Source organism: Rhizobium sp. BK060 (assembly GCF_014193145.1).
Taxonomy (GTDB): Bacteria; Pseudomonadota; Alphaproteobacteria; order Rhizobiales; family Rhizobiaceae; genus Rhizobium.
Map to the genome: position 1 here is coordinate 139,563 of NZ_JACHYW010000002.1, position 19,360 is coordinate 158,922.

Annotated in this window: 20 protein-coding genes; 19 read left to right on the forward strand and 1 reads right to left on the reverse strand. The window is 59.4% G+C overall.

The annotated features are described in order from the left end of the window. The first annotated feature begins 114 nt into the window (after positions 1-114). The 16 genes from FHT71_RS02860 to folD all read left to right on the forward strand — a co-directional run bounded on the left by FHT71_RS02860 (position 115) and on the right by folD (position 14,332). The gene (locus tag FHT71_RS02860) at positions 115-1,419 is read left to right on the forward strand and encodes a flagellar hook protein FlgE (protein WP_007796641.1); all 1,305 of its coding nucleotides are present in this window, start codon (positions 115-117) and stop codon (positions 1,417-1,419) included. An 18-nt stretch (positions 1,420-1,437) separates the two neighbouring features. After that, positions 1,438-2,904 carry a flagellar hook-associated protein FlgK gene (flgK, locus tag FHT71_RS02865; protein ID WP_007796644.1) on the forward strand — a complete coding sequence of 489 codons (1,467 nt, stop codon included), beginning with the start codon at positions 1,438-1,440 and terminating at the stop codon, positions 2,902-2,904. A gap of 3 nt (positions 2,905-2,907) precedes the next feature. After that, the gene (locus FHT71_RS02870) at positions 2,908-3,954 is read left to right on the forward strand and encodes a flagellar hook-associated family protein (RefSeq protein WP_007796648.1); all 1,047 of its coding nucleotides are present in this window, start codon (positions 2,908-2,910) and stop codon (positions 3,952-3,954) included. 36 nt (positions 3,955-3,990) lie between these two features. Then, positions 3,991-4,338, forward strand: a complete 348-nt coding sequence (gene flaF / locus FHT71_RS02875) for a flagellar biosynthesis regulator FlaF (RefSeq protein ID WP_007530128.1) — start codon at positions 3,991-3,993, stop codon at positions 4,336-4,338. Then, positions 4,335-4,784 carry a flagellar biosynthesis repressor FlbT gene (flbT, locus tag FHT71_RS02880; protein WP_007796651.1) on the forward strand — a complete coding sequence of 150 codons (450 nt, stop codon included), beginning with the start codon at positions 4,335-4,337 and terminating at the stop codon, positions 4,782-4,784. The genes flaF and flbT overlap by 4 nt, the downstream gene beginning before the upstream one ends. Further along, entirely contained in the window at positions 4,775-5,203 is a 429-nt protein-coding gene (gene flgD, locus FHT71_RS02885; protein WP_007796653.1) for a flagellar hook assembly protein FlgD, read from the forward strand. The genes flbT and flgD overlap by 10 nt, the downstream gene beginning before the upstream one ends. Positions 5,204-5,267: 64 nt before the next feature. Further along, the gene (gene fliQ / locus FHT71_RS02890; RefSeq protein ID WP_007796656.1) at positions 5,268-5,534 is read left to right on the forward strand and encodes a flagellar biosynthesis protein FliQ; all 267 of its coding nucleotides are present in this window, start codon (positions 5,268-5,270) and stop codon (positions 5,532-5,534) included. An 88-nt stretch (positions 5,535-5,622) separates the two neighbouring features. Next, a complete protein-coding gene (gene flhA, locus FHT71_RS02895) occupies positions 5,623-7,710 on the forward strand; it encodes a flagellar biosynthesis protein FlhA (RefSeq protein ID WP_007796660.1) in 2,088 nt (695 codons plus the stop codon). Further along, complete coding sequence (gene fliR, locus FHT71_RS02900; protein ID WP_132588334.1) at positions 7,707-8,459, forward strand: flagellar biosynthetic protein FliR; 753 nt, start codon at positions 7,707-7,709, stop codon at positions 8,457-8,459. The genes flhA and fliR overlap by 4 nt, the downstream gene beginning before the upstream one ends. 4 nt (positions 8,460-8,463) lie before the next feature. Next, a complete protein-coding gene (locus FHT71_RS02905) occupies positions 8,464-8,877 on the forward strand; it encodes a hypothetical protein (RefSeq protein WP_007796668.1) in 414 nt (137 codons plus the stop codon). Between the two features lie 32 nt (positions 8,878-8,909). Next, positions 8,910-9,476, forward strand: coding sequence for a rod-binding protein (locus tag FHT71_RS02910; protein ID WP_132588335.1), 567 nt, complete (start codon positions 8,910-8,912; stop codon positions 9,474-9,476). 17 nt (positions 9,477-9,493) lie between these two features. Next, on the forward strand, positions 9,494-9,859 hold the full coding sequence (locus tag FHT71_RS02915) for a hypothetical protein (RefSeq protein ID WP_132588336.1): 366 nt from the start codon (positions 9,494-9,496) through the stop codon (positions 9,857-9,859). After that, positions 9,859-10,392 carry a hypothetical protein gene (locus FHT71_RS02920; protein ID WP_132588337.1) on the forward strand — a complete coding sequence of 178 codons (534 nt, stop codon included), beginning with the start codon at positions 9,859-9,861 and terminating at the stop codon, positions 10,390-10,392. The genes FHT71_RS02915 and FHT71_RS02920 overlap by 1 nt, the downstream gene beginning before the upstream one ends. Before the next feature lie 297 nt (positions 10,393-10,689). Then, the gene (locus FHT71_RS02925) at positions 10,690-11,481 is read left to right on the forward strand and encodes a WecB/TagA/CpsF family glycosyltransferase (RefSeq protein ID WP_183718934.1); all 792 of its coding nucleotides are present in this window, start codon (positions 10,690-10,692) and stop codon (positions 11,479-11,481) included. A 103-nt stretch (positions 11,482-11,584) separates the two neighbouring features. Next, complete coding sequence (locus FHT71_RS02930; protein ID WP_132588338.1) at positions 11,585-13,315, forward strand: succinoglycan biosynthesis protein; 1,731 nt, start codon at positions 11,585-11,587, stop codon at positions 13,313-13,315. A gap of 117 nt (positions 13,316-13,432) precedes the next feature. After that, the gene (folD, locus tag FHT71_RS02935) at positions 13,433-14,332 is read left to right on the forward strand and encodes a bifunctional methylenetetrahydrofolate dehydrogenase/methenyltetrahydrofolate cyclohydrolase FolD (RefSeq protein WP_183718936.1); all 900 of its coding nucleotides are present in this window, start codon (positions 13,433-13,435) and stop codon (positions 14,330-14,332) included. On the opposite strand, the gene FHT71_RS02940 is transcribed toward folD, so the two are convergent. Continuing rightward, on the reverse strand, positions 14,311-15,357 hold the full coding sequence (locus FHT71_RS02940) for a substrate-binding domain-containing protein (protein ID WP_007796692.1): 1,047 nt from the start codon (positions 15,355-15,357) through the stop codon (positions 14,311-14,313). The two genes, folD and FHT71_RS02940, sit on opposite strands and share 22 nt — an antisense overlap. A gap of 283 nt (positions 15,358-15,640) precedes the next feature. Between FHT71_RS02940 and FHT71_RS02945 the strand changes: the two genes are divergently transcribed. The 3 genes from FHT71_RS02945 to FHT71_RS02955 all read left to right on the forward strand — a co-directional run bounded on the left by FHT71_RS02945 (position 15,641) and on the right by FHT71_RS02955 (position 19,351). Further along, complete coding sequence (locus tag FHT71_RS02945) at positions 15,641-17,005, forward strand: ABC transporter substrate-binding protein (protein ID WP_183718856.1); 1,365 nt, start codon at positions 15,641-15,643, stop codon at positions 17,003-17,005. Between the two features lie 167 nt (positions 17,006-17,172). Next, positions 17,173-18,186 (forward strand): sugar ABC transporter permease, encoded by a 1,014-nt coding sequence (locus FHT71_RS02950; protein ID WP_007796698.1) that lies wholly within the window; start codon positions 17,173-17,175, stop codon positions 18,184-18,186. A 1-nt stretch (position 18,187) separates the two neighbouring features. Continuing rightward, positions 18,188-19,351, forward strand: coding sequence for a carbohydrate ABC transporter permease (locus tag FHT71_RS02955; RefSeq protein WP_007796702.1), 1,164 nt, complete (start codon positions 18,188-18,190; stop codon positions 19,349-19,351). Positions 19,352-19,360 lie beyond the last annotated feature (9 nt).

Here is a 19,360-nt window from a genome sequence, read left to right on the forward strand (position 1 = left end):
CGTGTTGCCTGGCCATAGTCGCTGCATTCTCGTCGATGATGGTTCAGCCTCAGACAGCTTCACGCAAGGCCCACCAAATACTCTCAAGCCTACTAAGGGAATCGAGGTTTTCAGATGAGCATTTTTGGCAGCATGAAGACGGCCGTGTCCGGCATGAACGCCCAGGCAAACCGCCTCAGCACCGTCGCCGATAACATCGCGAACGCAAACACGACGGGCTACAAGGCCGTGTCGAGCGCCTTCTCGTCGCTGGTCCTGCCGTCGACCTCGGGTAACTACAATTCAGGCGGCGTCCAGACGTCCGTTCGTCAGTCCGTTTCCGAGCAGGGCGATATCTCCTACACGACGTCGAGCTACGATCTGGCGATCTCGGGCGACGGCTTCTTCATCGTGCAGAGCCCGGACGGCGTTCCGGTTCTGACCCGCGCGGGCGATTTCACCAAGGACGACGAGGGCAACCTGGTCAACTCCGCCGGCTTCAAGCTGATGGGCTATTCCTACGACGCCGGCGCGCCGGCTGTCGTCGTTAACGGCTTCTCCGGTCTCGTTCCGGTCAACGTCAACCAGTCCGGTCTGACGGCGATCGCCTCGACGACCGGCACGTTCTCGGGCAACCTGAATTCGAACGCGAATGTCACGACAACCGGCCTGCCGAGCTCCAACACGGCGCCGATCACCAGTGACACCAAGCAGATGTCGATGGTCGGCTACGACAAGCTCGGCAACACCGTTCAGTATGACTTCTACTTCACCAAGACATCGGCCACGACGCCGCCCCCGGCGACGGGTGCCGCAAGCACCTGGGAGGTAGCGGTCTTCCGTCATGACGATGCGGCCACCGGCGGCACGTCCTCCTTCCCTTACAGCTTTGCGGCCCCGGCAACATCTGCTGTCGTCGGAAGCACGACGTTGAGCTTCGACGCCAACGGCAAGATGGTCGGTGCCGGCGCGCTCGCGATCACCGATACGGTAACGGGTGGATCGATCGCCATGGATCTCAGCGGCTTTACGCAGCTCGCCTCCGATTTCGCCGGCAGCGGCACGCCGAACGGCCAGGCCGCAAGCCCAGTCAAGGACGTGACGATCGACAAGGACGGGACCGTCTATGCCAAGTACTCCGATGGCACCTCCAAGCCGATCTACCGCATTCCGCTGGCGACTGTCGCGAGCCCGGACAACATGACGCTGATGAGCGGCAACGTTTATAGCGCCAACGGCCAGTCCGGCGTTACCGTCACCGGCTTCCCGCAGACCAACGGTTTCGGCACCATACAGGCCGGCGCGCTCGAAAGCTCAAACGTCGACCTCGCCGGCGAACTGACCGAAATGATCGAATCGCAGCGCAGCTACACCGCCAATTCCAAGGTGTTCCAGACGGGGTCCGACATCATGGACGTCCTCGTGAACCTCAAGAGATAAGTAGGGTTCGGATAAGCCATGTCGCTCACTTCCGCACTAAACACTGCGCAGAGCATATTCAGCAATACCGGCACTCAAAGCAGTGTGGTATCGAACAATATCTCGAACTCGAGCAACAGCGATTACGTGCGCCGGCAGGCGATGATCACCACGTCGCTGAATGGCGCGCAAGTCGTGAAGATCAGCCGCGCGCAGGAAGATGCGCTGCTGCGTCAGTGGCTGAAGGCGAGCGCGCAGGACAGTGGCCAGCAAACCCTGCTCAGTGGCCTCACCGACCTGAAATCGATCATGGGCGGCAACGATTACGAAACGTCACCGGCGAACTACCTGGCGACGTTTCGTGAAAAGCTGCAGGCTTTTCGCACGTCGCCGAGCAGCACGATTGCGGCGCAGAGTGCGGTCACGGCCGCACAGGACGTCGCCAATTCACTGAACGACGCAACGAAATCCGTGCAGGCCGTCCGCCAGGGCGCCGACAAGGAAATCGCGACCCAGGTCTCGACGCTTAACACGCTGCTTGCGCAGTTCAAGACGGCGAACGATGCCGTCAAGAGCGCAACCGCAACCGGCGGCAATCCAGCCGATGCACTGGATGAGCGCGACAAACTGCTGAAGCAGATTTCCTCGATCGTTGGGGTCAACGCGGTCGATCGCGACAACGGGGACATGGCGCTCTACACCACCGACGGCACGGTCGTTTTCGACACGATACCGCGCACAATTACGTTTGTTGCCCAGAACACCTATACCGCGCAGACGAAAGGCAATGGCGTCTATATCGATGGCGTGCTGCTCGGGGCCGGCAAAGGGTCTACGAGCACGGCACAGGGAAGTCTGCAGGCGCTGTTGCAAGTGCGCGACGAAGTTGCGACGACATTCCAGTCGCAGCTCGACGAGATCGCGAAGTCGCTCGTCACCATGTTTTCGGAAACCGGCGGGACGCCCGCCACGACGCAGCCAGGCCTCTTCGTCTGGAAGACCGCGGCTGGAACGTCAGGCGGCACGCCGACGACGACGGGCGTGATCGACGGCATCGCCGGAACCATCACGGTCAATGCCGCCGTCATCACCAGCCAGGGCGGCGACCCGATGAAGTTGCGCGATGGGTCGATCTCCGGCCTCACCAACCTCAACACAACGAACAGCAGCGGCTTCTCCGACAATCTCGATGCGCTCTACACGGCGATGGGCACCGCACAGACCTTCTCGGCCGCCGCCGGCCTCTCGTCCAACGTCAACATCATGGACTACGCCTCGAGCTCGGTTGGGTGGCTTGAGCAGTATCGAAGCGATGCGACGACAGCGTCCGAGAATACGTCCGCGGCACTCTCGCGTTCGACGGAAGCTTATTCCAACGAGACCGGCGTCAATCTCGACGAAGAACTGACGCTGCTTCTCGACATCGAGCAGTCCTACAAGGCGGCCACGAAGATCCTCAACGCTGTCGACGAAATGTTGAAGTCATTGCTGGATATAGCGAGTTAAGCCATGAAAAGTTCATTTATTTCTAGCTCAGCCATTCAGAACGCAATGCGATTGACGATCCGCCAGTCGCAGAAGCAATTGGTCAGCGCTTCCCTCGAAGCAACGACGGGCGTTTACGCCGATATTGGCGCCTCCCTCGGATCCGGCGCGGCCAAGAGCGTGAACTTCACGTCCGAAGTCAGCCGCATCAAGGCTCTCAAGGGCAGCAATTCAGTCGTTTCGGCGCGCCTTGAAGCGTCCCAGCTCGGCCTCGACAGCATGAAGACTGCTGGTGACGCGCTCGTTTCGAAACTGACCGCGCTTCAGGGTAGCCAAGATACGACCAGCATTACGGTGGCCATGCAGTCTGCCGGCGACGCGCTGTCGCAGCTGATGGATACGGGTAATTCGATGCTCAACGGCGAATACCTGTTCTCGGGTATCAACACCGATGTGCAGCCGTTGAAGGACCAGTCGGCCACGGTGACAGCTAATATTACCGCGGCGCTCGGCACCTATGCGACCGGACTCGGCAAGACGGTTGGCGAGCTCACTGGTTCCGAGATGGAAACCTTCATCACCGGCACGGTCGAGCCGATGTTCTCGGAGACGAGCTGGACCGATCCGACGACCGGTTGGTCGAGCGCTTCCAATCAGAACATGACCAGCCGCATCAGCAACTCGGAAGTCGTGACCTCCTCGACAAATGCGAACTCGGAAGGCATGCGCTACTTCGCACTGGCTTCGATCACTGTTTCGGCATTGGCCGGCCAGGGCCTAAGTGCTGATGCCTTGGGCACGGTCACCTCCAAGGCGATCGGCTATGCCGCCCAGGCGACCACGGGCATCGTCACGCAGGCAAGCCAGCTCGGCCTTTCGCAGGAGCGCGTCGAGAAGGCCAACGACGCCCTCGATGCACAATCGAGCATCATCCAGAACAAGCTCGTCGATCTCCAGGGCGTGGATACCTCGGAAGCATCGACACTCGTCAACACCCTCCAGACGCAGCTGGAGACCGCCTACACCATCGTATCGAAAATCCAGCAGTTGAGTCTCGTGAATTACCTTTGATGATCAAGGGTATGAAAGACAAAGAAGGATGCATGAATGTATCAGTTCTCTTACTCCGAGATCATGGAGGACTCGGTGGCCGATGCGAAGGAGCGGGAACGTCAAGTTCTCGACCGGTCCATCGAGCTACTGTCGATTGCGCGGGACAAAGAGAAGTACAGCCGGGAAGCCATTGATGCATTGTTCTACACCCGGCGTGTCTGGGTGAGTTTCATCGAGGATCTCAAGCATCCGGATAACCAGCTTGAGATTCAGTTGCGGGCCAACCTCATCTCCATCGCGATCTGGATCTTGAAGGAGTGCGATCGGATCAGGCGCCGGCAATCGACGAACTACCAAGGCATTATCGACGTTACCACCATCATCAGGGATGGACTAAAATGAAAAGCACACTTCGTATCTCGCTAAAAGCCGGGGAAAAGATCTTTATTAACGGTGCGGTCTTGCGCGTCGATCGCAAGGTCGCGCTGGAATTCCTGAATGATGTAACGTTCCTTCTCGAAAACCACGTCCTCCAGCCGGAAGACGCGACCACGCCACTGCGCCAGCTCTATTTCATCGCGCAGATGATCCTCATCAATCCTGAGGGCAAGGAGCAGTCGACGGCGATGTTCCGCAAGTCGATCACCATGCTGCTGACCTGCTTCAAGAACGAGGAAGTCCTCGCCGAGCTGAAGCGCATCGATGGTCTGGTCTCGACCGGACGAGCCTTCGACGCGCTCAAGGCGATCCGCGGTCTCTACCCGATCGAAGACAGCATCCTCAACAATCACGAAATGCCGCCGACGATGGTCGAGCAGATTCGTAAGGAGATTGCACCATGGCGGTAAGTGGCGTTTCGAGCACGTCGAGCACCTCGTCGTCGTCGAGCACATCAAGCGCGCAGCAGAAGGCGACACTGAACTACGACAACTTCCTTCAGCTGCTCATCGCACAGATGAAGAACCAGGATCCGACGGATCCGGTCGATGCCAGCGAGCAGATGTCGCAGCTAGCGAGCTTCTCGCAGGTCGAACAGACGATCCAGACGAACAGCAAGCTGGACACGCTGCTTGCCAGCTCCAGCCTGACGCAGGCCGGCAGCTATATCGGCAAGTACATGACCAGCGCTGACGGTTCCGTCAAAGGCACGGTTGCCTCGGTCAAGGTCTATTCCGACGGAATTGTCGCGACGACGACCGACGGCAAGAGTATCCTTGTGCAGGCGGGAATCACCCTGGCCGACAAGGCGCCGACGACGTCGAGCTAAGTGCAATTATGAGGCGGTTCGGCCATATCGGGCGAACCGCAAGGCGATATGAGGTTGCCTGACGATGAATGAAGCTGATGCACTTGACCTCTTTCAGGCTGCGATCTGGACGGTCCTAGTTTCCGCGGGCCCGGCGGTTGCGGCGGCCATGGTGGTCGGTCTGGTCATCGCGCTGTTCCAGGCGCTGACGCAGGTTCAGGAAGCAACGCTCACCTTCGTTCCGAAGATCGTGGCCGTCCTCGTCACCATCGGCATCTCGGCGCCATTCGTCGGATCGCAGATTTCGATTTTCACCAATCTGGTGTTTTCGCGCATTCAGTCAGGTTTCTGAGCCACCTTCGCGCAAGCTTCGCCATTTAATTCTCGATCCGAATTGGTGGGCATCATGCCCGCACCTCTCATGAAGAGACGGAATCGAAATGGCGCAACCTCCTGCACTCCCCCTTCCGAAAGCCGGACTTAGCGTACGTGATATCGGTTTTGCCATGGGCATCATCCTTATCATCTGCGTGCTTTTCCTGCCGATCCCGCCGTTTTTGATCGACATGGGACTGGCCTTCTCGATCGCCTTCTCGGTATTGATCCTGATGGTGGCGCTGTGGATCCAGAAGCCGCTCGATTTCTCGTCCTTCCCGACCATCCTTCTGATCGCGACCATGACGCGCTTGGCGCTGAACATCGCGACCACACGTGTCATCCTTTCGCACGGCAACGAGGGTCACGATGCCGCCGGCGGCGTCATCGCCGGCTTTGCAAGCCTCGTCATGTCGGGCGACTTCGTGATCGGTCTGATCGTCTTCCTGATCCTGATCACCATCAACTTCATCGTCATCACCAAGGGTGCGACGCGTATCGCGGAAGTCGGCGCGCGCTTCACACTTGATGCCATCCCCGGCAAGCAGATGTCGATCGACGCAGACCTTTCTGCCGGCATCATTGACGAGAAGGAAGCCCAGCGCCGACGCAAGGAGCTGGAAGAGGAAAGCTCCTTCTTCGGTGCGATGGACGGTGCGTCGAAGTTCGTTCGTGGCGATGCGATTGCCGGTTTGCTGATCACTTGCATCAACGTTTTCGGCGGCATCATCATCGGCTATTTCCGCCACGGTATGCCGATCGGCGAAGCCGCCGACGTCTTCGTCAAGCTGTCCGTAGGCGACGGCCTCGTCTCGCAGATGCCGGCCCTTATCGTTTCGCTCGCAGCCGGCCTTCTCGTGTCGCGCGGCGGCACGGTCGGTTCCACCGAACAGGCGGTCGTCAACCAGCTGAGCGGCTATCCGCGCGCGCTTTCGGTGTCCGCGGTTCTGATGGCGATCCTCGGCCTCATGCCGGGTCTGCCGTTTGTCCCCTTCATGTTCCTTTCCGGTCTTCTTGCCTTCGGTGCCTGGTTCATTCCTCGCCAGGTCGAGGCCGAGAATAGGGCTCGGCGCGAACAAGAAGAGAAGAAGGTCGTCCAGAACAAGGAGCTCGAGAAGGACTCCGTCAAGTCGGTACTGCGTACCTCGGAAATCGAACTCGCGCTTGGCAAGATGGTGTCGACGCGCCTGCTCGGCGCTCACCAGGAGCTCGCTTTCCGCGTCGGCAAGATGCGCAAGAAGTTTGCGACGCAGTACGGTTTCGTTGTTCCGGAAATCAAGGTCACCGACGATATCGGCATTGCCGAGAAGTCCTATCAGATCCGAATCCACGGCACGACGGTTGCCTCCAACATGCTGCGCGTGGGCGAAGTTCTTGTTGTCACCGGCTCCGGCCGCAAGCCGAGCATTCCAGGCGACGAGATTCGCGAACCGGCCTTCGGCATGCCCGCGGTTTCCATTCTTGAAGCCTTTGCAGAAGACTTGAAGCGCGAGGGTTTCCAGCCGATCGACAATGTCTCGGTCGTGCTGACGCACATGAGCGAAGTCATTCGCAACAATCTGCCGGCGCTTCTGTCGTACAAGGACGTGAAGGTGCTGATCGACAGGCTCGATCCGGAATACAAGAAGCTGGCAGACGAGATCTGCTCGTCGCACATGTCCTATTCCGGCCTGCAGGCCGTGCTGAAGCTGCTCCTTGCCGAGCGCGTGTCGATCCGCAACCTGCACCTCATCTTGGAAGCCGTCGCCGAACTCGCGCCGCATGTCCGCAAGACCGAGCAGATTGTCGAACACGTCCGCGTTCGCATGGCGCAGCAGCTATGTGGCGACCTCGCCGACAACGGCGTACTTCGCGTGTTGCGACTCGGCAGCAAGTGGGACCTTGCCTTCCATCAGGCGCTGAAGCGTGACAACAAGGGCGAAATCATCGAATTTGACATCGATCCGCGCATGCTGGAGGAGTTCAGCGAGCAGGCGACGAAGGTTATCCGTGAATTCATGGATCGCGGCCTGCCATTCGCCCTTGTCACTTCGCCGGAAACGCGCTCCTATGTGCGCATGATCATCGAACGATTGTTCGCAACGCTCCCGGTTCTGTCGCATGTCGAGCTGGCCAAGGGCATCGAGATAAAGATTCTGGGCTCGATTTCATGATAACTGACCCGCAAGGGACCGTCCTGGCGCTGTTCCTGATCTTCTGTAGGATCGGTGGCTGCGTCCTGGCGATGCCCGGCTTTTCGTCGGCCCGCGTGCCGGCGCAATTGCGGGTTTTCATTGCCGCTGCACTGTCTCTCGCGATTCTGCCCGTGCTTTGGGATACGGTCTATCCGATCGTCCACACATCGAACGCCACCTATATCGGTTATATTTTCAGCGAATCGCTGATCGGCGTCATGTACGGCATGCTTGCCCGGCTCTATACGCTCGGCCTGCAGTTTGCGGCCAGCGTCATCGCAATGATGATCGGATACACGCAACCGAGCGCGGGCGATATCTTCGAAGATACGCCCGAAACCAGCCTTTCCGGCTTCATCACGTTTGCCGGCATGATGATCCTGTTCATGATGGACTTTCATCACATCGTGTTCCGGGCGTTGGTCGATTCCTACACGTCGATGCCCTTCGGCGGCATCATGCAGATGCGCAGTACGCTCATCTCGTTCACGGACACGCTGTCATCGACGTTCATGATCATGCTGCGGCTCTCGAGCCCCTTCCTGATCTACGGCCTGATGTTCAACATCGCTATCGGCTTCATCAACAAGCTGGCGCCGCAGATTCCGGTGTACTTCATATCGACGCCCTACCTGCTTCTCGGCGGCCTCTTCCTTTTCTACTTCTCCGTGGCAGCGCTGGTCAGCCAGTTCGGCCAATCCTTCGCCAGCGTCTTCATCGGCAGGTAGCAGCATGGCGGACAAGACACGCTCCCAGAAACTGAAACGCCTCGTGGCGGTTCAACGTCATCTGGAGCAGATGGCCGAATTCGATCTTGCCGAGACGAGCCGCCAGCGCGCGGAGGTCAACGATCAGATGGACAGCGTCATTCTGGCACTTGGCTCCATGGACCCCGTCCACCATGCTTTTTCGCAGGGCTATGCGGATCGCTTCAACCGGCTCGGGATCAAAGACAAGCAGCTGACCGGCATGCAACAGATTCACGAAATGCGCGTTGTTCAGGAGCGCGCCAAGGGCGATCGGCTGGAAGACGGCATGCGCGAGGCGCTTGAGTCCGAGCGCCGGGAGGCCGACGACAACGCGGTCTATGATCTCATCGATCAAAAATTCGGTACGCCAGCCTCCAGCAAGCTTCAAAAATCATAATCGTCACAATTTTAAAGCAAGAGGATTGTGACTTGGCTATTTCACCTCCGAGTGATCTGGTCCTTGATGTTGTCAAAGCTGCCGACCCGCTGGAGGTCCAGGCGGCCCAGGACAAACTGAAGGCAAACCAGGCCGCTTTTGCCGCCAACAGTCTCGCCGAAGCCGGCAACGGCTTCACGTCGGCCGTCGATATTCTCGATCGCGCCGTCGGCAAGACCGGTTTGAGCGACAGCAAGAACCGCAGCACCAAGACGGAAGAGGTGCCGGAAACCTACCGCAAGTTCGAGGCGATGGTCCTGCAGAACTTCATCAAGAACATGCTGCCGAGTGACAGTGAGGAAGTGTACGGCAAGGGTGCCACCGGTGACATCTGGAAGGGCATGATGGCGGAGCAGCTCGGCAACGAGATTTCGAAGGGCGACGGCATCGGCATTGCCAAGCAGCTCTATCAGGATGCGCTGAAGAAGCAGGAAGGCAAGGTCGCCAACGCTTCCACCGATCAGGACGATCGCAATATGGCGATGAGCATGATCGACGAATTCCAGCGCAAGACCTTCGGTACAACAACTGCGGACAACAAGTCCGCCAATGACGCCTGAGAAAATCGAGGAAAAAAATGGAAATAATCTCGAACGACTACCGTATCAAATCGGTTCTTGGACGCCTTGAAATGATCATCGACAATGAGAATACGAGGATCGGCAGCGACCCTCAGTTCGATCTCAAAGTGTCGAATGCCCACAAGAGCCGTTGCCTGTATGAACTCTCCATGCTCTTCCGCGACACCGATCCGAAGGAACTGGCGGCGACGCATCTCGATCAGCTGCATGGGCTGAAGAAGAAGCTGGTGCTGAACGCTCGGCGCGTCGAAGCGCACCTGGAGGCGGTTCGCACGGTTGCCGATCTCCTGAAGAATGCGGTCCAGGACGCGGATGCCGACGGCACCTATTCCCAAGAGCAATTCGTGGCACGTGACGCTTGATGATTAAGCTCGTTCTGACAGGCGTCTGGGTTTGCGCGATCACGCTGGCATCGGTCTATTTCTCCGTGCACATGGCAACGGCTCCTGCGCCGGCTCCCGATGATTCCAAGCAAAGCCAGCTCGAGCTTGTAAAGGGCGAGACGATTACCGTGCCGATCATTGCCGACGGCGCCGTCACCGGCTACTTCCTCGGCAAGGTGTCTTTCATGATGAACAAGGACAAGGTGAAGAACCTCACCTTGCCTCTGACGGAAATGACGACCGACGAGCTCTTCACGCTGCTCGTCGGCAACAAGATGGTCGACATCTCCAACATGAAGTCCTTCGATCCGAATGCCTTCCGCGAGATGATCAAGAAGGACATCAACCAGCATCTCGGCGGAGACTATATCGATCAGGTGATGCTGGAGCAGCTCGACTACCTCTCGAAGGAAGAAGTCAAGGCGAATGCCTCCGGGCAGCAGAAGAAAACGGTCAAGCCCGTCAATGTCGTAGCCCCGGCACCCGTGTCGGACCCGGCTGCAACGGAGTAAGACGGCTATCGCCCTGAAGCGGCACCACTGGCGCAGTTTTGCATTTATCTCAGGGCTGCCGATAGTTAACAATTCCTTCGTTTGAGGCTAGGAATTCAAGCGATTTTCCTAAGGGATAGTTGAAATCGTGCTGCTACAAGTCGCGGCGATGGGCTGACTGTGCACAGCTTTCCGGTTTTCGGAATTCTTCATGCGCTCCCAGGCGAACGCTATCGGTCGATGCTGAATCGTCTGGTGCGGCGATGTGATCTGTTCCGGGATGCATGCAGCATGAAACACTATCGTCAGGAAGCCGGCATGAGCCTGATCGCGAATTTCGCGGTCCTGTCGTCGCGTCGCGCGATCTTCGATCTGCCGGTCTGCGATCTTGGCTGGGATGACGCGCTGGTGTTCATCAATGAACTACTGTCGATGCCGGTTGGGCAGACGTCCATCTCGTTCGTCACCGCGGGCAATATGCTGATGACGCTGCGCGACAGCGAATACCGCGCCGTTCTCACACAAAATCTGTTGCTCCCTGATGGCCTCGGTCTCGATATTGCGTCGAGAGTGGCGCACGGATCGCTGTTCCCCGCCCGCTTGAAGGCCGCCGATTTCGTGCCTGCGCTGCTGACATTCATGGAGGTGCCGCGGCGCATCGGCCTGATCGGCAGCACGCCCGAGGCGGTCAGGACGACAGCTGCAACGTTCCGGCGGCACGCCCCGTGGCATGAGTTCATCATCATTTCCGACAGCTTTTCCGAGACGGCAGACAAATCGGCGATCATCAAAGACATCGATCGGCAATGGCTCGATTTACTGATCGTCGGAACGAGCACGGCATCTAAGGAGAAATGGATCCATAAGAACATCCGGGCGGATCATGCTCGGCTTGTGCTTGCTGTTGGCGACCTGTTCGATGTCGTGGCGGGCACGGTTCACCACGTGCCAAAATTTCTGCGGATGATCGGGCTCGACCGCGGCTATTGCGGGATACACGAGGCGACACGCCGGGGTTTGCGGTACGCCCTCGATTCCGCAACCTTCCTCTACTACGTGCTCCAATACGGCGTAACGCGCCGCCGGCGGCTACTGCGTCGATCAACGTAATTGCGTCAGTTAACCATTTCTTTGCTATGAACATTTAGGGTTACTTAACCATCCGCAGTCGCGGGCGGCTCGACCGTTCCGTTCATACGCATGAGATGTGGCGATGTACGACAGCAATCCGAGAAGCCAAGCCATCCTCCGGCCCCCGACGGCACGGCGCAACTATATCGCGATGCCATCCGAAGCCGCTGTGATGCCGGCGGCGGAAGCAAAACTGCTCGGCGTGATCGAACGCGCGCTTGAGCAGCAGCGAGCCAGCCGCGCTACTGGACCTGAAGCGCCGCCGCTTGTCAGTCGCATCGAGACAATCCTGGGCAAGAGGCTTGAGGCAGCAAACGATGTCGAGGCCGCCATTGTCGAGACGCCGCCGATTACGCCTGCACCCATCGCACCGCCCACAGCAGCAGCTGCAAACCTGACCCAGGTTGCATCTTCTACCTCCGAAAGTGCGCCGAAACCAGGGCGCTTGAAGCGTCTCGCTGCGATTGGTCTCGTCTGTGCGCTGGGTGGAGCGAGCGGTAGTCTGATCCCTGCAGAGCCGGCGCGCTATAGCGCGGAAGGAATGCTCGCCATCCAAGGCGCCGGCCAAGGTCGCGCTGTAGCCACGAAAGCGGCCGAAAAGACGCTTTCGGCGTCTCATACGATCGCCGCGACCGTTGCGGCATTGAAGCTCGACCGCGATCCGGAGTTTTCCGGCGGTTCCTCCGATGCATTTGCAGTCGCTATTGACCTGCTATCGACCGATGGCACAGCGGCCGACCCTGTTTCGCGCGCAGAGGCATCGCTCGTTTCCGCGATCCGCACCGCGACCGATCCCCACGCCGGCACGATCGATTTCAAGGTTACCACAGGCAGCGCGGAGAAATCCGCGCGCATTGCGGGCTACCTCGCGTCCGTCCTGACGAGTCGAGAAGCTGCAACTGGGGTTGCCGAAGACGGATCGTTGAAAAAGGCGGACGATGCGGCGCAGCTCGAGCTTGCCTCCTTCACGCAGAAGAGCGGCGAAGGCAACGTGAAGGTTGCGACTGATCTGCAGGAGCAGATCGGAAGCATTGATGGGGAACTGAAGGTAGCCGAGCAGCGCATCCTTGCTGCCCAGGAGCAGGCCCGCCGGCTGAAGACGGCAAAGGTCGGCGATGTCCTTGCCGGCACACTTGATCCTGACCTCATGTTGCCGACACTCATCGACCACCGTGACAGATATGTGGCCGCACACCTGTCGCTTTCGCAGCTGTCGGTCAATCTCGGCCCACGCCATCCGCGGCTGCAGGCGCAGCAGGCCGAGGTCGACGGTTTGAAGGATGCGATTGGCGACGACCTCGCTCGGCTGGTGCGCGAAGCGAATGACGAGATGAAGTCAGCCACCGTCGACAAACGGCAGCTGAGCGATCACCGCAACGCGCTGATCGCGCAGAGCAAGGACACGGGCGTCGATTTCGCGAAGCTGACCGAGCTGCGTGACAAGGCAAGTGCGGCGCGCTTGCGCCTGGAGGACGCGATTACCACAGGAGCCGTTGCGCCGGGTACTGGCAGTGTACAACTGCAGAAGCCGGTACAGACAGTCGCCATGCCGGCTGGTCAGCGTTGGCTGTCGCCACTGCTCGGCGCTCTTGCTGGGCTCGCATTCGGCCTGGCTGTTGTCTCTGCCAAAGCGCGCTCCACGCTTGCTGCGTCCGCAAGGAAAGAGCCGTCGCTACGCACCCCCACACCCGAGCCAAATGTCGGCACGCCATCGACGGCCGCCCCCGCCAAAGGGCCGCAGGAGGTGGACATCGTCCGTGCCGAGCTCGCCGCCATGCGCGACAGGCTGCGTACCCGGTCGGCAGCATCCTGACCTGCTGCGACACGATTGTTCTTGCATTTGCCATTTTAGGCAGGATAGGGCGTGGACAGGCAAATCGCGCTGAGCGCCAACGGCTACAATGGGCTAAAGCAAGGGCAGGAGACAGTCTTGACGACAGTGATTGATGGCAAACAGGTCGCCGCTTCGGTAATCGAAACGGTGAAGGCAGCGACATCGGCGCTGGACAAGCAGAGCGGCGTCAAGACGGGCCTTGCCGTCGTGATTGTCGGGGATGACCCGGCCAGCCATGCCTATGTCAACTCCAAGAGCAAGATGGCGAAGGAATGCGGATTCAAATCCGTCCAGCACACGTTGCCGGTTGAGACCACGCAGGAGGAGTTGGTAGCGCTCGTCGCTACGCTGAACCACGACCCCTCGATCCACGGGATCCTTGTGCAGTTGCCGTTGCCGAAGCATCTGAAATCCGAACCGATCATCCAATCGATCCTGCCGGAAAAGGATGTCGATGGTCTGCACGTCGTCAACGCCGGCAAGCTTGCGACTGGCGATCTCGAAACCGGCCTCGTTTCCTGCACGCCCGCCGGTGCGATGGTTTTCGTCCGCCGCACGCATGGCGAAGATCTCTCCGGCCTGAATGCTGTGGTGATCGGCCGCTCCAATCTGTTCGGCAAGCCGATGGCGCAACTGCTGCTGAATGCCAATGCCACGGTGACGATCGCTCACTCACGTACCAAGGACCTGCCGTCGGTCTGCCGTAATGCCGATATTCTGGTCGCCGCTGTCGGTCGCCCGGAGATGGTCAAGAGCGATTGGGTGAAGCCCGGCGCCACCGTGATTGACGTCGGCATCAACCGCGTTCCGGCTCCCGAAAAGGGTGAAGGCAAGACCCGCCTCGTCGGCGATGTTGCCTTTGACGAGGCGTCGAGGGTCGCCGATGTCATCACGCCGGTTCCAGGTGGGGTGGGTCCGATGACCATTGCGATGCTGATGGCCAATACTGTGATCGCCGCCCATCGCGGCGCCGGTCAGACGCCGCCCAAATTCTGATCCTGCCTCGGGGCGGGGCCTGTCGAAGCGCGGACGATCAGTTCGGTTTTCCAGAGCTCCTGTTCCGGGAAGGGGCCGTCCTGCTTGACCGTCCCGATGAGCCGCTGGGCGATGCGCACACCCGCGGCGCGCAGCGACGACCGCGTCGTCGTCAGCGGCACGGAAAAGTTCTCGGGTTTCAGATGCGGCAAAACGTCGTCATGCGCGATCAGTGAAATGTCCTCCCCGAGCTTCAGCCCGGCCTGATTGACGGCGCGGATGGCGCCGAGCGCCAGCACCGTACTGGAACAGAGGATCGCCGTCGGTCGCTCCGGCATCTGTAGAAATCGTTCCATGGCGGACTGGCCAAGCTCGTCCGTCATCGACGTATGGCTCATGCAGTCTTCCGGAAGCGATAGCCCTCGCTCGGCAAGGGCCGCAACCAGCCCGTTCTTGCGGCGGATTGCAAAGTCGAGATGTCCAGGCCCGTTGAGGAGGGCAAAGCGCGTATGGCCGAGCTGAAGCAGCAACCTTGCGGCATCATAGAAAGCGGCCTCGTTGTCGATGTCGAGGTAGGGATAGTCGGGCTCGGAGCCGATGGAGCGGCCGTGCACCAGGAATGGCATGGAGAGCGACTTCAGCATTGGCAGCCGCGGATCGTGGGCCCGCATATAGGCCACGAACAGCGCATCGACATTGCCGCTGATCGCCAGCCGCCGCAGTGCCCCGACCTCGTCGTTTGGATCGGCCGGCATGATCACGAAATGAAAGTCGTGGCGCACGGCCTCCTCGCCGAGCCCGGTTAGGAACTCGCCGAAATGCACATCGGAATAGTGATCGGGAGCCGTCGGCATCACCAGCCCGATCGAGCCTGCCTTGCCGGTCGCCAGCCGTTGCGCCGCCTTGTTCGGGCGGTAGCCTGTCTCCTTCACGGCTTGCAGGACCCGCTCGCGCGTCGCCTCATTGACTTCGGGATAGCCGTTCAATGCTCGGCTTACCGTCGTCTGCGACAGGCCAAGCAATTCCGATAGCTGTTTCAGATTCACGTGCTATTCTTCCTCCGCTTACACTGGTCGCCACCTCCCAATGGAATCCAAAGCGCTTTTAATTATGTAGCAGTTGTGCTGCTTGACTCAAGAAAAATCGCTCCATATTCCCAAGGTATGGCGTCGAAACCCTGATGTAAAAGGCCGCATCTTTTGCGCTTTTTTCGAAATTGCTTGACTCTTTTCCGGCGAAAGTGACATGAGTGCTTTTGTCAAAGCGCTTTGGAACGGCGTCAAAATGGTTTCAAAAGTGCGGTTGGGATTGTGATGGGAGGTTGATCACATGAGAAAGACGTTTTTGATGGGCGTCGCCGCGGCGGCGCTACTTGCTGCCGGTGCTGCGTCTGCTGCCGATCTGAAGTTTGCTCCGGGGCAGGATTCGAAATTCAACTGGAAGAGCTACGACGATTTCAAGGCTGCTCACGCCGATCTCAAGGGCGAGCAGATGACGATCTTCGGGCCCTGGCGCGGCGAAGACGAAGCCTTCTTCCGCAGCATTCTGGCCTACTTCACCGAAGCAACCGGTGTAGACGCCAAGTACTCGTCTTCGGAAAATTACGAACAGCAGATCGTCATCGACACACAGGCCGGTTCGCCGCCGAATATCGCGGTCCTGCCGCAGCCGGGCCTTTTGGCCGATCTCGCCAGCAAGGGCTACTTGACGCCGCTCGGCGATGAGAATTCCCAGTGGATCAAGGACAACTACGGCGCCGGCGATAGCTGGGTCGGCTACGGCACCTACAAGGGCAAGGACGGCAAGGAAGCCTTCTATGCGTTCCCATACAAGGCCGACGTGAAGTCGCTCGTCTGGTACGTGCCTGAGAATTTCAAGGAAGCGGGCTACAAGGTCCCGACGACTATGGAAGAACTGCACGCCCTGACGGATCAGATCGTCAAGGATGGCGGCGTTCCGTGGTGCATCGGTCTTGGTTCCGGTGGTGCAACCGGCTGGCCGGCAACGGACTGGATCGAAGACATCATGCTGCGTCAGCAGAAGCCTGATGTTTACGACAAGTGGACCACCAACGAAGTCAAGTTCACCGATCCTGCCGTCGTTGCTGCGATCGAGGAATTCGGCTCGTTCGCCAAGAACGAGAAGTATGTAAGCGGTGGCGTTGCAGCAGTCGCGGCGACCGACTTCCGGGATAGCCCGAAGGGTCTCTTCGGCGTGCCGCCGAAGTGCTATCTGCACCATCAGGCGTCGTTCATCCCGTCGTTCTTCCCGGAGGGCACGAAACTCGGTCAGGATGCCGACTTCTTCTATCTGCCGACCTACGCGGCGCATGCCGACCTCGGCAAGCCAGTTCTGGGCGCTGGCACGCTTGTTACCGTCACCAAGGACTCCAAGGCGGCTCGTGCCTTCATCGAGTTCCTGAAGACTCCGATCGCGCACGAAGTCTGGATGGCACAGTCCAGCTTCCTGACGCCGTACAAGGGCGTCAACACGGCAGCCTATGCCAACGACCAGATGAAGAGGGAAGGCGAGATCCTGACGACCGCGACTACCTTCCGCTTCGACGGCTCTGACCTGATGCCTGGCAAGATCGGCGCGGGCGCATTCTGGACCGGCATGGTCGATTTCGTCGGCGGCAAGTCCGCGGAAGACACCGGCAAGGAAATCCAGAGCGCCTGGGATGGCATCAAGTAACATCGCCTGAGTCCCATGCCGTCGGCAACGGCGGCATGGCTGAAATGCATGGCCGGATACTGGGAGTGTCCGGCCAGCGTCACCTGTCGCGTTGAAAGCGATGGTGACGTGACGACGATCGGCGCGCAAACCCGTCAGGATAGACAGGGTAGCAGGGGGAGGGACGAATGCTGTCGCAGATAGTTTCCGCTTTGGGGGTCGTGATCGTGGCGGTCTTCGCCTGCTCGGCCTATTTCTATTTCTCGAACAAGATTCTGGATTGGTCGCTGCCGGTGAAGGATGGCGACATCCACTCGGCAGCGCGCAACCTGAACCGGCGGGCGATGATCCGGCCGTGGCTGTTCATCGGGCCGGCCCTTTTCCTTCTTATCGTCTACCTCGTTTATCCCGTGGTCGCCACGCTGATCCTTTCCTTCTATGATCGCTCCGGCGAGCAGTTCGTCGGCTTCGCGAACTATCAGTGGGCTTTGACGGACCGCGAGTTCCGCCAATCGATCTTCAACAATATCCTGTGGCTGGCCGTCGTGCCGGCGGCCTGCACCTTCTTCGGCCTCGTCATCGCCGTGATGACCGACCGCATCTGGTGGGGCAACATCGCCAAGAGCATCGTCTTCATGCCGATGGCGATCTCCTTCGTCGGCGCCTCGGTGATCTGGAAATTCATCTACGAGTACCGCGGCGGCAACGATGTTCAAATCGGGCTCCTCAACGCGATCGTCCAATTGTTCGGCGGCACACCGCAGGTTTGGATCTCGGTGCCCTTCTGGAACAACTTCTTCCTGATGGTGATCCTGATCTGGATTCAGACGGGCTTTGCCATGGTGATCCTGTCTGCGGCGCTGCGCGGTATCCCTGAAGAAACCATCGAGGCTGCCGTCATCGATGGCGCCAATGGCTGGCAGATTTTCTGGCGCATCATGGTGCCGCAGGTCTGGGGCACGATCGCCGTCGTCTGGACCACGATCACCATCCTCGTCCTTAAGGTGTTCGACATCGTGCTGACCATGACCAACGGCCAGTGGAATTCGATGGTGCTCGCCAACCTGATGTTCAACTGGCTCTTCCGGGGAGGCGGCGATTCCGGCCGAAGCGCGGTCATCGCGCTGATCATCATGCTGGCCGTGACGCCGATCATGGTCTGGAACGTCCGCCGTGCGAATCGCGAGCTGGGAGGCCACTGAGATGACCCTATCAGGAAGTTTCTTCAAGATCGGCCCGGCCCGCCTCTTCGTTCACTTCGCGGTGCTCGTCATCGTCATTATCTGGTTGATACCGACGCTCGGCATTTTCGTTAGTGCCCTGCGAGACAAGGATCAGCTCGTTTCTTCCGGCTGGTGGACGGCCTTCGCCGGCTCGTCCCGAACCGTGGCCGCCCGCCTTGGGCAGCCGGACCAGCAGAAGCAGGACGGCGCGGTTTACGTCATTTCAGGCAATGTTCTCGAGGGACTGCAGGGCCGCTCCATCAGGGCGTTCGGCACGCGTGTCCAGCAACCGGCCGCCTACAAGGCCGGCGAGACGGCCGACTTGGGTGACGGCCTTTCGCTCACCGTCAACGATGACGGAAGCTATCGTTACACGAAGCCCGCCGCCTTTGGCCCGGATGACGGCGGCCGGCGCGTCTACATTTCAGTCGCCACGCCGCCTGAATTCACGTTGCAGAACTATCGGAACGTTCTCACCGGTGAGGGGATCGGCCAGTCCTTCATCAACTCGCTGACGGTTACCATCCCCGCAACGATTATCCCGATCCTCATTGCGGCTTTTGCAGCCTATGCGCTAAGCTGGATGGAATTCCCGGGCCGTGCGTTGCTGATCGCGCTTGTCGTCGGCCTCATCGTCGTGCCGCTGCAGATGTCGCTCATTCCGCTTCTGCGGCTTTATAACGGCATTGGTTCGCTGCTCGACGCTCCGTCGAAGACCTATCCCGGGATATGGTTTGCGCACACCGCCTTTGGCATGCCGCTGGCGATCTATCTGTTGCGTGCCTATATCGCCGGTCTCCCGAAGGAGATCATCGAATCCGCCCGTGTCGATGGCGCGAGCGATTTTGAAATCTTTACCCGCATCGTACTGCCTCTATCCTTTCCCGCGCTCGCGTCCTTCGCGATCTTTCAGTTCTTGTGGGTGTGGAACGACCTGCTCGTCGCCATGGTCTTCCTCGGCACCGACAGGGACCACCTCGTGTTGACCGGCGCCTTGAACGCGCTGCTCGGCTCGCGGGGGGGCAACTGGGAGATCCTGACGGCCTCGGCCTTCGTCACCATTGTCGTACCGCTGCTCGTGTTCTTTGGCTTGCAGCGCTATCTGGTGCGTGGTCTGCTCGCGGGCTCGGTCAAGGGCGGTTAGGCAACCCAA

Excerpts from the sequence above, each read along its gene's own strand:
- FHT71_RS02950 (WP_007796698.1), top strand. The coding sequence starts at position 17,173 with ATGCTGTCGCAGATAGTTTCCGCTTTGGGGGTCGTGATCGTGGCGGTC.
- flgD (WP_007796653.1), top strand. The coding sequence starts at position 4,775 with ATGGCGGTAAGTGGCGTTTCGAGCACGTCGAGCACCTCGTCGTCGTCG.
- FHT71_RS02945 (WP_183718856.1), top strand. The coding sequence starts at position 15,641 with ATGAGAAAGACGTTTTTGATGGGCGTCGCCGCGGCGGCGCTACTTGCT.
- FHT71_RS02915 (WP_132588336.1), top strand. The coding sequence starts at position 9,494 with ATGGAAATAATCTCGAACGACTACCGTATCAAATCGGTTCTTGGACGC.
- FHT71_RS02925 (WP_183718934.1), top strand. The coding sequence starts at position 10,690 with ATGAGCCTGATCGCGAATTTCGCGGTCCTGTCGTCGCGTCGCGCGATC.
- flbT (WP_007796651.1), top strand. The coding sequence starts at position 4,335 with ATGAAAAGCACACTTCGTATCTCGCTAAAAGCCGGGGAAAAGATCTTT.
- FHT71_RS02955 (WP_007796702.1), top strand. The coding sequence starts at position 18,188 with ATGACCCTATCAGGAAGTTTCTTCAAGATCGGCCCGGCCCGCCTCTTC.
- fliR (WP_132588334.1), top strand. The coding sequence starts at position 7,707 with ATGATAACTGACCCGCAAGGGACCGTCCTGGCGCTGTTCCTGATCTTC.
- fliQ (WP_007796656.1), top strand. The coding sequence starts at position 5,268 with ATGAATGAAGCTGATGCACTTGACCTCTTTCAGGCTGCGATCTGGACG.
- flgK (WP_007796644.1), top strand. The coding sequence starts at position 1,438 with ATGTCGCTCACTTCCGCACTAAACACTGCGCAGAGCATATTCAGCAAT.
- FHT71_RS02920 (WP_132588337.1), top strand. The coding sequence starts at position 9,859 with ATGATTAAGCTCGTTCTGACAGGCGTCTGGGTTTGCGCGATCACGCTG.
- FHT71_RS02860 (WP_007796641.1), top strand. The coding sequence starts at position 115 with ATGAGCATTTTTGGCAGCATGAAGACGGCCGTGTCCGGCATGAACGCC.
- FHT71_RS02930 (WP_132588338.1), top strand. The coding sequence starts at position 11,585 with ATGTACGACAGCAATCCGAGAAGCCAAGCCATCCTCCGGCCCCCGACG.
- FHT71_RS02905 (WP_007796668.1), top strand. The coding sequence starts at position 8,464 with ATGGCGGACAAGACACGCTCCCAGAAACTGAAACGCCTCGTGGCGGTT.
- flhA (WP_007796660.1), top strand. The coding sequence starts at position 5,623 with ATGGCGCAACCTCCTGCACTCCCCCTTCCGAAAGCCGGACTTAGCGTA.
- flaF (WP_007530128.1), top strand. The coding sequence starts at position 3,991 with ATGTATCAGTTCTCTTACTCCGAGATCATGGAGGACTCGGTGGCCGAT.
- FHT71_RS02870 (WP_007796648.1), top strand. The coding sequence starts at position 2,908 with ATGAAAAGTTCATTTATTTCTAGCTCAGCCATTCAGAACGCAATGCGA.